The organism is Ramlibacter sp. (genome assembly GCF_041916345.1).
Classification (GTDB): Bacteria; Pseudomonadota; Gammaproteobacteria; order Burkholderiales; family Burkholderiaceae_C; genus Ramlibacter.
In genome coordinates this window covers 17,864-31,821 of sequence record NZ_JAYRZR010000045.1, presented here as the reverse complement: position 1 = coordinate 31,821, position 13,958 = coordinate 17,864, and the positions used below count along the sequence as shown (strand labels likewise).

Here is a 13,958-nt window from a genome sequence, read left to right as displayed (position 1 = left end):
CATGGGCCTGATCCTCGAGCGCAGCGGCATGGCCGAGGACCTGCTGGACACCATCGGCCAGCTGTTCGGCCCCATGCGCGGCGGCCTGGCCATCGCGGTGATCCTGGTGGGCGCGCTGCTGGCGGCCACCACCGGTGTGGTGGCGGCCTCGGTCATCTCCATGGGCCTGATCTCGCTGCCCATCATGTTGCGCTACGGCTATGACCGGCGCATCGCCAGCGGCGTGATCGCCGCCTCCGGCACGCTCGCGCAGATCATCCCGCCCTCGCTGGTGCTGATCGTGCTGGCCGACCAGCTGGGCCGCAGCGTGGGCGACATGTACAAGGGCGCGTTCATCCCCGGCTTCATCCTGACCGGCCTGTACGTCGGCTACGTGGTCGTCATGGCCGTCATCAAGCCGGCCTCCTGCCCGGCCCTGCCGCTGGAGGCGCGCGTGTATCGCGAGGCCAATGGCAACAGCGGCACGCCCTCGCTGCTGATCCTGTCCATCATCTCCACCATCGCGGCGGTCTTCTTCGCCGAGAACTACGCCGCCATCCAGAGCTGGTGGAAGGGCACCGAGGTGACCAAGGTGGCGCTGGACGAGACCATCGTCGTCTCCATGGTGGTGGGAGTGGGCCTGGCCTTCGTCATCGCCGTGATCAACAAGGCGCTCAAGCTGGGCCTGCTGTCGCGCATCGCCGAGCGCGTGACCTTCGTGCTGATCCCGCCGCTGTTCCTGATCTTCCTGGTGCTGGGCACCATCTTCCTGGGCATCGCCACCCCCACCGAGGGCGGCGCCATGGGCGCGCTGGGCGCCTTCGCGATGGCCATGGCCCGCAAGCGCCTGTCGTTCGCGCTGCTCACCCAGGCGCTGAACACCACCACCAAGCTGTCGTGCTTCGTGCTGTTCATCCTGATCGGCGCCACGATGTTCGGCCTCACCTTCCAGGGCGTGGACGGCCCCAAGTGGGTGGAGCACCTGCTGACCAGCCTGCCCGGCGGCCAGCTCGGCTTCCTGATCGTGGTGAACATCCTGATCTTCCTGCTGGCCTTCTTCCTCGACTTCTTCGAGCTGTCCTTCATCGTGGTGCCCATGCTGGCGCCGGTGGCCGACAAGCTGGGCATCGACCTGGTGTGGTTCGGCGTGCTGCTGGCGGTGAACATGCAGACCTCGTTCATGCACCCGCCGTTCGGCTTCGCCCTGTTCTACCTGCGCAGCGTGGCGCCGAACAAAGCCTACACGGACCGCGTCACGAAGCAGGAGATCGCCCCCGTCACCACCGGCCAGATCTACTGGGGCGCCGTCCCCTTCGTCGTGATCCAGATCCTCATGGTCGGCCTCATCATCGCCTTCCCCGACATCGTGTCGCGCGAGAAGGAAGTGAAGTACGACCTCGACAAGGTGAAGATCGAGATGCCGGTCGAGACCCCCGTCGCACCGGCGGGCGAAGAGCTGAAGCCGGGCCAGCTGCCGGGCGCCGAGCCGCAGCCGGGCAGCGCCGAGGCGGACAAGGCCGCGGACAAGGCCGCCGACGAAGAGCAGAAGAAGATCGACGAGCTGTTCAACAAGAAGTAGCCGGCACGGCCCGCGTCACCCGCGGGCCGCTCCTTCCCCCGGCGGACGAGTGATCAGCGCCGGTCCAGCGGCGGCTCCGGCGCGATGGAGCGAGCCCGTCGATGCAGCGCCGCCATGGCCATCAGGTTGGCCGAGATCGGTGCCGTCACGAACAGGAAGAGCGTGATCAGCAGCTCACGCGGAAAGCCGGTGCCCGCCGCGGCCTGCCATACCAGGCTGGCCAGCAGCAGGCCGCCCACGCCCAGCGTGCTGGCCTTCGTGGGCGCGTGCAGGCGCGTGTAGAAATCGGGCAGGCGCACCAGGCCGATGGCGCCGACCAGGCAGAACAGGCCGCCCAGCACGAGCAGCGCCGCAACGATGGCCTGGGCCAGGGGATGCAAGGTCTCCGGGTTCATCGTCGCTCCCCTATTCGGCCACGTCGCCGCGGCTGATGTAGCGTGCCAGGGCCACGGTCGCCACGAAGCCGAGCATCGCGATCAGCAGCGCGGCCTCGAACAGCAGGGTGCTGCCGTGCCACAGGCCGAGCACGATCACCAGTCCCACGGTGTTCACGTAGAGCGTGTCCAGTGCCAGCACGCGGTCGGTGGGCTCGGGTCCGCGCAGCAGGCGCCAGGCCGTGAGGGCCATCGCCAGAGCGATGGCGCCACAGGCAAAGGCAAGGGCGGCAGGGATCATTCCAGGATCTCCTTCAGGGGCTGGGCGTAGCGCAGCAGGATCTCGTCGATCACGGCCTGCGGGTCGGGCGCATCCAGCGCATGCACGAGGATCACGCCGCGTTCCTCGTCGACGACGCAGGACACGGTGCCCGGCGTGGTGGTGATGATGGTCGCCAGCAGTGCCACGGCCTGCGGTGCCTGCAGGCCGTGGGCTACCTCCACCCAGGCCGGGCGCGGGGCGCGGCGGGGGTCCAGCACCAGGGCGGCCACGGCGACGTTGGCCCGCACGATGTCCAACAGCACCACGAGCGCCAGCCGCACGGCCGCGGCGGGCCGGCGCACCCGTGCGCCCGGCCCCAGGAAGCCGTGCACGAGCCACGGCAGGCCGATGCCGAGCACGGCGGCCCACAGCATGTTCGCGACCGTGATCGACCCCTGCAGCAGCAGCCAGCAGAGACCGATCACCAGCGACAGCCAGGGATGCGCCAGCCAGCGGCGGCGCGAATCGGGAATCGTGTTCATCGACGGCCCTCCTGTGCGTCCTGCGGGCGGTAGGGTCGCACCGCGTCCGGCGCGGCACCCGGCCCGTCACCCAGCACCGCGCGCGCCGTGCCGGCGCGGTCGGCCAGCTGCGCTGCCGCCGCGGCCGCGTAGCGCTGCAGCGGCGCGGCCGCGGCGGTCATGGCCAGCAGGGCGGCCACTAGCGCCAGCGTGGCGCCCAGCAGCGGGCCTGGGGCACCCGCGGAGCCGCCCCCGCGCGCCGGATCCACCGACCAGAACAGCAGGCTGCCGGCGCGCGCCAGGCCCAGCAGCGAGAGGAAGCCGGTCAGCAGCACCGCCGTCCACAGCCACGGCTGCATCGGGCCCTGCGCCGCCTGCAGGATCATCAGCTTGCCGATGAAGCCGGGCAGCGGCGGCAGGCCGATGGCCGAGGCCGCCAGCAACAGCATCAGCGTGCCCAGCAGCGCCGGCTGCGCCACCGGGCCTGCGGGCTCCAGCCGGTCGGCCGCTTCGCCACGCTGGGCCGCCACCAGCTCCGCCAGCAGGAACAGCGCCGCCACCACCAGCGAGCTCTGCACCAGGTAGTAGATGGCGGCCGCCCAGCCGGCCGGCGTGAACAGCCCCACCGCCGCCAGCGCCGTGCCGACGGAGGCCACCGTGAGCCAGCCCACCAGCCGCGGCAGCGTGCGCGCCGCCAGCGCGCCCAGCACCGCAGCCAGGCTGGTCGCCAGCGCCAGCGGCAACAGCCACTGCGCCGCGAGTCCGGCGGCGCCACCCGCGCCCTCGCCGAACACGACGCCATGCACGCGCAGGATGGCGTAGACGCCCACCTTGGTCATGAGCGCGAACAGCGCCGCGACCGGCGCGCTCGCGGCGGCATAGGTCGCGGGCAGCCACAGGTGCAGCGGCAGCAGCGCCGCCTTGAAGCCGAAGACCACCAGCAGCAGCATGCCGCCCGCGCGCAGCAGCACGGCATCCGCCGCCGGCACCTGGCCGACCCGCTGCGCGAGATCCGCCAGGTTCAGCGTGCCTGCCGCCGCGTACAACAGGGCCACGCCGATCAGGAACAGGCCCGAGGCCGCGAGGTTCAGCACCACGTAGGGCACGCCGAAGCGGAAGCGTTCACGGCCCTGCCCGTGCACCAGCAGCACGTAGGAGGCGATCAGCAGCACCTCGAAGAACACGAAGAGGTTGAACAGGTCGCCGGTGACGAAGGCGCCGTTCAGGCCCATGAGCTGGAACTGCAGCAGCGCGTGGAAGTGCCGGCCATGCGCGTCCCAGCCGCCGCTGGCGTAGATCACCACCGCCGTGGCGATCACCTGCGTGAGCAGCACCATGATCGCCGAGAGGCGGTCCACCACGATCACGATGCCGAACGGCGCCGGCCAGTCGCCCAGGCGGTAGACCAGCCAGTCGCGCGCGTCGGCCTCCAGCACCAGCAGCACGGCCACCGCCAGCCCCAGCGCGACCGACACCACCGACACGCGCCGCGCCCGCGCCAGGGCCGCATGGCCGTGGGCGCCCGCCCCATCCCCCAGTGCCAGCAGCAGCGCCGCCGTCACGAGCGGCAGCAGCACCGGCAGCACGGCCAGGTGCTGCATCCAGCCGGTGGCGGCGCTCACGATGCGTCCCCCTGCCTGCCGGCTGTCTCGGGCGCCTCGCCATCCACGTGGTCGGTGCCGGTCTCGGCGCGGCTGCGCAGGGCCAGCTCGATCACCAGACCGGTGGTCGCGAAGCCGATGACGATGGCGGTGAGCACCAGCGCCTGCGGCAGCGGGTCGGCCGCGGGGCCCTGTCCCAGGATCGGCGGCATGCCCACCCACAGCCGACCCATGGCGAAGATGAAGATGTTCACCGCGTAGCCCAGCAGCGTGAGGCCCAGCACCACCGGGAAGGTGCGGCCACGCAGCATGAGGTAGACCGCGCAGGCGGTGGTCCAGCCCACGCCGGAGGCGACCAGGAATTCCAGGCTCAGGGTCATGCCGCGCCTCCCTTCGCGGGCAGGGCTGGGGCCGCTGGCGCGGCCGGGGTCGTGTGACGTTCCTTGCTCGCCGCGCCCAGTGTGGCGAACAGCAGCATCGTCGCGCCGACCACCGTGAGGTAGACCCCCAGGTCGAACAGCGCCGCCGTCGCCAGACCGGCGTCACCCAGCAGGGGCAGCACCGGATGCGCATGCGCGCTGGTGAGGAAGGGCCGGCCGAACAGGAACGCGCCCGCGCCGGTGAGCGCCGCGATGCCCAGGCCGAGCGCGATGCAGCGCGTGTAGCGCCGCGCCGCGGCGCCGCCCAGCAGCGCCTCCATGCGGTCCTGGCCCTGGGCCATGGTCTGCAGCACCAGCCCCGCCGCGGTGACCAGGCCGGCGATGAAGCCGCCGCCCGGCAGGTTGTGCCCGCGCCAGAAGATGAAGGCCGAGGCGGCCAGCGCCAGCGGCAGGATGAAGCCGGCGCCCACCCGCAGCAGCAGCGGCGGCCGGGCGAAGGACCAGGGCACGCCCAGCGCCTCGTCCGTCGCCGGACGGCGCGTGCGCCAGCCGTCCAGCAGGGCCAGCACGCCCACCGCGGCGATGCCCAGCACCGTGATCTCGCCGAAGGTGTCGAAGCCGCGGAAGTCCACCAGGATCACGTTCACCGCATTCGCGCCGCCGCCGCGCGGCACCGACTCCGCCAGGAAGTACCAGCTGATGGACTGCGGGTCGCGCGTGAGCGCCAGCCAGGTGAGCCAGCCCAGGCCGCCGCCCGCGGCCAGCGCCAGCACCGCGTCGCGCGCGCGCCGGCGCGGGCCGAACTCGCGCGGCGTGGTGCGCGGCAGCAGCGCCAGGCCCATCAGCAGCAGCGCGGCGGAGACGACCTCCACCGCGAACTGGGTGAGCGCGAGGTCGGGCGCGGAGAAGCCCTCGAAGGTGAGCGCCGTCACCAGACCCACCGCGCCAGTGAGTACCACGGCCTGGAAACGCTGGTGATGCCCCACGACCAGCGCGGCCCCCGTCGCGAGCACGATGCCCCACAGCACCAGCGCGAGCGCATTCGCGGGCAGCAACTCGCGCGCGCCGGTCGTCACCGGCACCGGCGCGGTCGCGACCGCCCAGGCGGCGACGACGACGGCGGCGCCCACCAGCCAGGCCATGTAGCGCTGCAGCGAACCCGTCTCCACCCGGGCCGTGAAGGCCGCCGCGGCGGTGAACAGCCCATCCAGCGCGCGCGTGAACAGCAGCCGGCCCGTGAGCCCGCGCGGATGATGCAGGTGCAGATCGAAGCGCCGTTGCAGCGCCACGTACAGCGCGACCCCACCGGCCAGCGCCACCGCGCTCATCGCCAGCGGCAGGTTGAAGCCGTGCCACAGGGCCAGGTGGTAGGTGGGCGGCGGCGCGTTCAGCACCGCCGTGGCCGCCACGTGCACCAGCGGCCCGAGCGTGACCGCGGGCAGCACGCCCACGACGAGGCACAGCACGGCCAGCAGCGCCACCGGCAGCTTCATCAGGAGCGGCGGCTCGTGCGGATGCGGGTTCGGCAGCTCGCGCGGCTCGCCGTTGAAGAACACGTCGTGGATGAAGCGCAGCGAGTACGCCACCGAACAGATGCCGGCGAAGGTGGCCGCCACCGGCACCAGCCAGCCCCAGGTGCCCGCCGCCGCGCGCACCGCCTCGTCGAAGAACATCTCCTTCGACAGGAAACCGTTGGCCAGCGGCACGCCCGCCATGGCGGCGGCCGAGACCATGGCCAGCGTGGCCGTCCAGGGCATGAAGCGCATCAGGCCGGCCAGCTTGCGCATGTCGCGCGTGCCGGTCTCGTGGTCGATGATGCCCGCGGTCATGAACAGCGAAGCCTTGAAGGTGGCGTGGTTGAGCACGTGGAACACCGCCGCCACCTTGGCCAGGGGGGAATTGAGCCCGAGCAGGAACACGATCAGCCCCAGGTGGCTGACGGTGGAATAGGCCAGCAGCCCCTTCAGGTCGTGCTTGAACACGGCGACGTAGGCCGCGAAGGTGAGCGTGGCCAGGCCCGCGCCCGAGACCCAGAACTGGAAGGCGTCGGTGCCGCCCAGCACGGGGTACAGGCGGGCCAGCAGGAACACGCCCGCCTTCACCATGGTCGCCGAGTGCAGGTACGCCGACACCGGCGTGGGCGCGGCCATGGCCTCGGGCAGCCAGAAGTGGAATGGCACCTGCGCGCTCTTGGTGAAGCAGCCGACCAGCACCAGCCCCAGCACCACCGGGTACAGCGGATGCGCGCGGATCACGTCCCCCCGGGACAGCAGCTCGGACAGCTCGTAGCTGCCGCCGATCTGGCCCAGCAGCACGATGCCGGCCAGCATGGCGAGGCCGCCCCCGCCGGTCACCGCCAGCGCCATGCGCGCACCGGCCCGCGCGTCGGCCCGATGGCCCCAGTAGCCGACCAGCAGGAACGAGGACACGCTGGTCAGCTCCCAGAACACCACCAGCAGCAGCAGGTTGTCCGAGTGCACCACGCCCAGCATCGCGGCCATGAACAGCATGAGCTGGGCATAGAGCTTGCCGGGCGGATCGTCCGGGCCCAGGTACCACGCGGCATAGAGCACGATCAGCGCGCCGATGCCGGTGATCAGCAGCGCGAACAGCAGCGCGAGGCCGTCCACCCGCAGGCTCAGGTTCAGGCCGGCCTCGGGCAGCCAGTCCCAGCGGAACAGGAGCGTCTGTCCGGCCATGACGGCGGGGGCGGCCGCCAGCACGCAGGCCAGACTCGCCACGGTGACGGCACCGGCCACCCAGGCCGCGACCGGCCCGCCGTTCGCGACGCGACGGCGACCGGCGAGCCACGCGAGCGTGACGCCAGGAACAAGAGGCAGCAGGATGGCCAGCAGGGGCAGGTAGGGCATCGGGTTGTGCGGCGATGGCAACCAGAGGCGCCCCGAAGGCGCCTCGTCCGCGAGGCGGCCCGACCATCGCGTCAACCTGTGTGGCCGGATCCCGACGGGCGGCCACACACCCGGCGCGGAGTGTAGCAGCGCCCGATTTCCCCGGCACGGGCCCGGATCAGCCCCGGCAGCGCTCCAGCACGTGGCGCGTCATCGCGGTGGCCAGTTCGTGCTCGCCCACGAAGACGCGGCCCGCGATCTCGGCCGCCAGGCGCAGGGCCTCCTCGTCGTTGTGCGAGCGCACGACGATCTCGATCTCGGGATTGAGCAGGCGCGCATGGGCCGCCATCTGGCGCACACCCAGCGTGTCGGGCGTGGCAATGACCAGCATGCGCGCGCGGGCCACGTGGGCCTGCACCAGCACCTCGGGCAGGGCCGCGTCGCCCGAGACGGCGGGCGTGCCGGCGGCGCGCAGCTCCTCCACCACGGCACGGTTCTGCTCCGCCACCACGAACGGGATGCCGGCCGCCTGCAGCGAGGCCGCCACGCGCCGGCCGACCCGCCCGTAGCCCACCAGCACCACCTGGCGCGCCAGGTACTTCGGATCGGTGGACATGGGCAGCTCGGCCAGCGGGTCGTCGCGCGCCGCCAGGTCACGCGCGAACTGCGAGCGCGCCAGCAGCCAGCGCTGCAACGGCTCGATGGCGCGGAACACCAGCGGGTTGAGCGCGATGGAGATCAGCGCGCCGGCCACCACCAGACTCTGCGCGTCCCGCGGCAGCAGGCCGAGGGAGCCGCCCAGGCCGACGAGGATGAAGGAGAACTCGCCGATCTGCGCCAGGCTGGCCGAGACCGTGAGCGCCGTGTGCAGCGGATAGCGCAGCAGCAGCACGAGCGCCGCCGCCGCCAGCGACTTGCCCAGCACGATGATGCCCACCACCGCGAGCACGCGCAGCGGATGGTCGACGATCACGCGCGGGTCGAACAGCATGCCGACCGACACGAAGAACAGCACCGCGAAGGCGTCGCGCAGGGGCAGCGTCTCTTCCGCGGCGCGATGGCTGAACTGCGACTCGCGCAGCACCATGCCGGCGAAGAAGGCGCCGAGCGCGAACGACACGCCGAACAGCAGCGTGGCGCCATAGGCGATGCTCACCGCGGCCGCCACCACGCACAGCGTGAACAGCTCGCGCGAGCCGACCCGCTGCACCTGCCACAGCAGCCAGGGGAACAGGCGCCGGCCCACCACCAGCATGAGCGCGACGAACAGGCCCACCTGCAGCAGCGTGCGCCCCAGGCTCAGGCACAGCTCGCCGGCCTCGATGCGGCCGTTGCCCGCCAGCAGCCCCGCCAGCGGCGGCAGCAGCACCAGCACCAGCACCATGGCGAGGTCTTCCACCACCAGCCAGCCCACGGCAATGCGGCCGTTGAAGCTTTCAAGCTGGCCCAGGCTTTCCAGCGCGCGCAGCAGCACCACCGTGCTCGCCACCGACAGGCTGATGCCCAGCACGAGCGCGGCCGCCGCCGAGTAGCCCCACCACAGCGCCACCCCGGCACCCATCGCCGTGGCCGCCAGCATCTGCACCACCGCGCCGGGCACGGCGATGCGCCGCACCGCGAGCAGGTCGCCCAGCGAGAAGTGCAGCCCGACGCCGAACATCAGCAGCATGACGCCGATCTCGGCCAGCTGCGCCGCCAGCTGCGTGTCCGCCACGAAGCCGGGGGTGTAGGGCCCGATCACCACGCCGGCCATCAGGTAGCCCACCAGCGCCGGCAGGCGCAGCCGCGCGGCGATGAAGCCGAGCACCAGCGCCAGGCCCAGCCCGGCGGCGATGGTGCTGATGAGCGCGACGTTGTGACCCATGGTCCCTGGAATCTACACGAGCACCCGCAAAAAAGCCGCGCGACGCGCGGCCTTTTTTGCGGGGGCAGCAGGCGGGCGGCCTACAGCTTGACGGTGCTCAGGTAGCTGTCGAAGCGGTACTCCGAGAAACGGCTCCACAGGATCTGGTCACGCTGGAAGGCGCGCATGTCCTGATGGATCTTCTTGAACTCCGCCGACTTGGCCTCGTGTGCCGCGAACACCTCCATCGAGGCCTTGAAGCCGGCGTCCATGATCTCCTTGGAGAAGGCCTTGAGCTGCGTCTTCGCCGCCACCAGGCGCTTGAGCGCGACCGGGTTCATCGCGTCGTACTTGGCGGTCATGTCGCGCGCCGCCACCTTGGTGGCTGCGTCGACGATGGCCTTGTTCTCGGCCGACAGCGCGTCGAACGCCTTGGTGTTGACGAAGAACTCCAGCTCGGCGCCGCCTTCCCACCAGCCGGGGTAGTAGTAGTAGGGTGCGACCTTGTTGAAGCCCAGCTTCTCGTCATCGTGCGGGCCGACGAACTCGGTGGCGTCCAGGGTGCCCTTCTCCAGGGCCTGGTACACCTCGCCGGCCGGCATGTTCTGCGCCACCACGCCCAGCTTGGCCATCGCCTCGCCGAACAGGCCGCCGCCCATGCGCATCTTCAGGCCCTTCAGGTCGGCCACGGTCTTGATCTCCTTGCGGAACCAGCCGCCCATCTGGGTGCCCGTGTTGCCGGCGCTGAAGCTGCGCATGTTGTACTTCGCATAGAAGGCGTCCATGAGCTTGCGGCCGTTGCCGTGCTCCATCCAGGCGTCCATCTGGCGGGCGGTCAGGCCGAAGGGCACGGCGCAGCCGAAGGCGAAGATGGAATCCTTGCCCGTGAAGTAGTAGGGCGCGGTCTGCGCCATCTCGATCGTGCCGTTCTGCAGGGCATCGACCACGCCGAAGGCCGGCATCAGCTCGCCGGCGGCGTGGATGGAGACCTCGAACCTGCCGCCGGAGAGCTCCTTCACCACGCGGGAGAAGGTCTCGGCGCTGCCGAAGATGGTGTCCAGCGACTTGGGGAAGCTGGATGCCAGGCGCCAGCGCACGGCAGCCTGGGCGTGCACCGCGGGGGCGATGCCGGTGGCGAGCACGCCGGCGATGCCGGCCTGCCGGATGAGGGATCGACGATCCATGGGAAGACTCCTTGGGTACTGCGGGGTTTCGCGTCTGAGTGCGCGGCCGACATGATCGGCCGCATGCTTGGCGTACCCTTGCAGATCGCTGGCGCCGGTTTCACCGCGGTGTGTTCAACTTTGGCCGCACCACAAACAAAAAGCCGCACTCGCGTGCGGCTTTCTGCTGGGGCTGTAGACCGGTGGCTTACAGCTTCTGCGCCTGCATGAAGCGGTCGAAGCCCATCTCGGTGAAGCGGAACCACAGGTTCTGGTCGGCGCGGAACTTGGAGTAGTCGGCGTAGATCTTCTTCCAGTCCTCGTTCTTGGTCGACAGTTCCTCGTACAGGGCCATGGACTGCTTGAAGGCCTCGGCCAGCACGTCGTTCGAGAACGGACGCAGCTTGGTGCCGGCGGCCACCAGCTGCTTCAGCGCGGTGGGGTTGCGCGCGTCGTAGCGGGCCTGCATCACCACGTGGGCCTCGGAGGCGGCAGCCTGCACGATGGCCTTGTTCTCGGCCGACAGGGCATTGAAGGCCTTGTCGTTGATGAAGAAGTCGAGCTGCGGGCCGCCTTCCCACCAGCCGGGGTAGTAGTAGAACGGCGCGACCTTGTTGAAGCCGAGCTTCTGGTCGTCGTACGGTCCCACCCACTCGGTGGCGTCGATGGTGCCCTTTTCCAGCGCGGCGTAGATCTCGCCACCGGGGATGTTCTGCGGCACGCCGCCCATGCGCTCGAGCACCTTGCCGGCGAAGCCGCCGATGCGCATCTTCAGGCCCTTGATGTCCTTGACCGACTTGATTTCCTTGCGGTACCAGCCGCCCATCTGGGAGCCGGTGTTGCCGCCGGGGAAGCTGATCATGTTGTACTTGGCGTAGAACTCGCGCATCAGCTTCAGGCCGTTGCCCTCGTACTGCCACGCCGTCATCTGGCGGCTGTTCAGGCCGAAGGGGATGGCGCAGCCGAGCGCGAAGGCCTCGTTCTTGCCGAAGAAGTAGTACGGGGCGGTGTGCGCGCACTCCACGGTGCCTTGCTGCACGCCGTCGACCACGCCGAAGGGGGGCATGAGTTCACCGGCCGCGTGGACCGAGACCTCGAACTTGCCGCCCGACATGGCCTTGATCTGGTTGGCGAAGACCTCGGCGGCACCGTAGATGGTGTCCAGGGACTTCGGGAAGCTGGAGGCCAGGCGCCAGCGAATGGCGGCCTGGGCGTGCACGGCAGGTGCCACGCCCGCGGCGAGCACGCCGGCGATACCGGCGGACTTGATGACGGAACGACGATCCATGAGAAGGCTCCTCACTAGGGGACAGACAGACGAGAGAGATGTGGGGCGGCACACTTAAGTGTTGCCACCATCCGGCGCCCATTCTAGGAACGCACCCCCCGTACTACTCAGGGGTTTTCCCTCGGCATCCGTTTGAAAACCTTCGGATGTAACCCTGCTGTCAGTTATCTGCCAGCTTCTCGACGCGCCGCGCGCCGCGCGGCGCGAAGGCGGGTCAGCCCACGACCTTCAGGCTCGGCGGCACGCGCTCGACGAGCGCGCCGAAGCGCTGCTGCACTGAGGCCTCGATGCCCGCGGCGTCCAGGCCCTGCAGGGCCAGCAGGCGCGCGGGGTCGCCATGCGCCGTGAACTCGTCGCGCAGGCCGAGCTGCAGCACCGGCTTCACGATGCCGGCGGCGTTGAGCGCCTCGGTCACCGCGCTGCCCGCGCCCCCCATGATGGCGCCCTCCTCCAGTGTGACGAGGGCCTCGTGCGTGCCCGCCACCGAGAGCAGCAGCTCCACGTCGAGCGGCTTGGCCCAGCGCATGTTCACCACCGTGAGGTTCAGTCGCTCGGCGGCCTGCAGCGCCGGCTGCAGCAGCGTGCCGAAGGCCAGCACCGCGATGCCCTTGCCCTGGCGCCGCAGTTCGCCCTTGCCGAAGGGCAGGCCCTCCAGCGTGTCCTGCACGGCCACGCCCGCGCCGGCGCCACGCGGGTAGCGCACGGCCACCGGGTGGTCCTGCCGGAAGGCGGTGGTCAGCAGCTGGCGGCACTCGTTCTCGTCGGCCGGGCAGGCGATGCTCACCTGCGGGATGCAGCGCAGGTAGGGGATGTCGTAGGCACCCGCGTGCGTGGGGCCGTCGGCGCCCACCAGGCCGGCGCGGTCGAGCGCGAACACCACCGGCAGGTTCTGCAGCGCGACGTCGTGGATGAGCTGGTCGTAGCCGCGCTGCAGGAAGGTGGAGTAGATCGCCACCACCGGCTTCAGGCCCTCGCAGGCCATGCCGGCGGCGAACGTCACCGCGTGCTGCTCGGCGATGCCGACGTCGAAGTAGCGGTCCGGGAAGCGCTTCTCGAACTCCACCAGGCCCGAGCCCTCGCGCATGGCCGGCGTGATGCCCACCAGGCGTGGGTCTGCCGCGGCCATGTCGCACAGCCACTGGCCGAACACCTGGGTGAAGGTGGGCTTGGGCGGCACCGCCGGCTTCACGAGGCCGACCGCGGGATCGAACTTGCCGGGGCCGTGATAGGCCACCGGGTCGGCCTCGGCCAGCTTGTAGCCCTGGCCCTTGCGCGTGACCACGTGCAGGAACTGCGGGCCCTTCAGCGCCTTGATGTTCTCCAGCGTGGGGATGAGCGAGTCGAGGTCGTGGCCGTCGATCGGGCCGATGTAGTTGAAGCCGAACTTCTCGAACAGCGTGGCCGGCACCACCATGCCCTTGGCGTGCTCCTCGATGCGCTTGGCCAGCTCGAACAGCGGCGGCGCCACGCGCAGCACGTTCTTGGCCACGTTCTTGCCCGCGGCGTAGAAGCGACCACTGAGGAGCTGCGCCAGGTAGCGGTTGAGCGCGCCCACCGGCGGGCTGATCGACATGTCGTTGTCGTTCAGGATCACCAGCAGGTTGCACTCGGCCACGCCGGCGTTGTTGAGCGCCTCGAAGGCCATGCCCGCGCTCATGGCGCCGTCGCCGATGACGGCGATGCTGTGGCGCTGCTCGCCCTTCTGCCTGGCGGCCAGCGCCATGCCCAGCGCGGCGGAGATGCTGGTGGACGAGTGCGCGGTGCCGAAGGTGTCGTACTCGCTCTCGGCGCGCTGCGGAAAGCCCGCCAGCCCGCCGAACTGCCGCAGCGTGCCCATGCGGTCGCGCCGGCCGGTGAGGATCTTGTGCGGGTAGGTCTGGTGCCCCACGTCCCACACGATGCGGTCGCGCGGCGTGTCGTACACGTAGTGCAGCGCGATGGTCAGCTCCACCGTGCCGAGGTTGGAGCTGAGGTGGCCGCCGGTCTTGGCGACCGAGTCGAGCACGTAGGCGCGCAGTTCGTTGGCCAGCGGCGCGAGCTGCGGGCGCGGCAGGCGGCGCAGATCGGCGGGGTCGTTGATCGTTTCCAGCAGGCTGGGCATGGCTTCGTGGCTCGTCGT

At 70.6% G+C, this 13,958-nt stretch carries 11 protein-coding genes; 1 reads left to right on the top strand and 10 read right to left on the bottom strand.

Features of this window, described 5'->3' with window-relative positions; genetic code table 11:
• A partial coding sequence (locus tag ACE3T5_RS12950) for a TRAP transporter large permease subunit (protein ID WP_374668257.1) occupies window positions 1-1,558 on the top strand: 1,558 nt, incomplete at its 5' end.
• Between the two features lie 53 nt (window positions 1,559-1,611).
• On the opposite strand, the gene ACE3T5_RS12945 is transcribed toward ACE3T5_RS12950, so the two are convergent.
• The 10 genes from ACE3T5_RS12945 to dxs form a co-directional block, all read right to left on the bottom strand.
• The gene (locus ACE3T5_RS12945) at window positions 1,612-1,953 is read right to left on the bottom strand and encodes a Na+/H+ antiporter subunit G (protein WP_374668255.1); all 342 of its coding nucleotides are present in this window, start codon (window positions 1,951-1,953) and stop codon (window positions 1,612-1,614) included.
• A 10-nt stretch (window positions 1,954-1,963) separates the two neighbouring features.
• The gene (locus ACE3T5_RS12940; protein WP_374668253.1) at window positions 1,964-2,233 is read right to left on the bottom strand and encodes a K+/H+ antiporter subunit F; all 270 of its coding nucleotides are present in this window, start codon (window positions 2,231-2,233) and stop codon (window positions 1,964-1,966) included.
• Complete coding sequence (locus ACE3T5_RS12935; RefSeq protein ID WP_374668250.1) at window positions 2,230-2,736, bottom strand: Na+/H+ antiporter subunit E; 507 nt, start codon at window positions 2,734-2,736, stop codon at window positions 2,230-2,232. The genes ACE3T5_RS12940 and ACE3T5_RS12935 overlap by 4 nt, the downstream gene beginning before the upstream one ends.
• Entirely contained in the window at window positions 2,733-4,337 is a 1,605-nt protein-coding gene (locus ACE3T5_RS12930; protein WP_374668248.1) for a monovalent cation/H+ antiporter subunit D, read from the bottom strand. The genes ACE3T5_RS12935 and ACE3T5_RS12930 overlap by 4 nt, the downstream gene beginning before the upstream one ends.
• On the bottom strand, window positions 4,334-4,684 hold the full coding sequence (locus ACE3T5_RS12925) for a Na+/H+ antiporter subunit C (RefSeq protein ID WP_374668264.1): 351 nt from the start codon (window positions 4,682-4,684) through the stop codon (window positions 4,334-4,336). The genes ACE3T5_RS12930 and ACE3T5_RS12925 overlap by 4 nt, the downstream gene beginning before the upstream one ends.
• Before the next feature lie 8 nt (window positions 4,685-4,692).
• Window positions 4,693-7,566, bottom strand: a complete 2,874-nt coding sequence (locus ACE3T5_RS12920; RefSeq protein ID WP_374668246.1) for a monovalent cation/H+ antiporter subunit A — start codon at window positions 7,564-7,566, stop codon at window positions 4,693-4,695.
• Window positions 7,567-7,723: 157 nt separating this feature from the next.
• A complete protein-coding gene (gene ybaL, locus ACE3T5_RS12915; RefSeq protein ID WP_374668244.1) occupies window positions 7,724-9,409 on the bottom strand; it encodes a YbaL family putative K(+) efflux transporter in 1,686 nt (561 codons plus the stop codon).
• Between the two features lie 80 nt (window positions 9,410-9,489).
• Window positions 9,490-10,572 carry a TRAP transporter substrate-binding protein gene (locus ACE3T5_RS12910; RefSeq protein ID WP_374668242.1) on the bottom strand — a complete coding sequence of 361 codons (1,083 nt, stop codon included), beginning with the start codon at window positions 10,570-10,572 and terminating at the stop codon, window positions 9,490-9,492.
• A gap of 187 nt (window positions 10,573-10,759) precedes the next feature.
• Window positions 10,760-11,839: a TRAP transporter substrate-binding protein gene (locus ACE3T5_RS12905; protein ID WP_374668240.1), complete on the bottom strand. Its 1,080-nt coding sequence runs from the start codon at window positions 11,837-11,839 to the stop codon at window positions 10,760-10,762.
• A gap of 214 nt (window positions 11,840-12,053) precedes the next feature.
• The gene (gene dxs / locus ACE3T5_RS12900) at window positions 12,054-13,940 is read right to left on the bottom strand and encodes a 1-deoxy-D-xylulose-5-phosphate synthase (protein ID WP_374668261.1); all 1,887 of its coding nucleotides are present in this window, start codon (window positions 13,938-13,940) and stop codon (window positions 12,054-12,056) included.
• Window positions 13,941-13,958 lie beyond the last annotated feature (18 nt).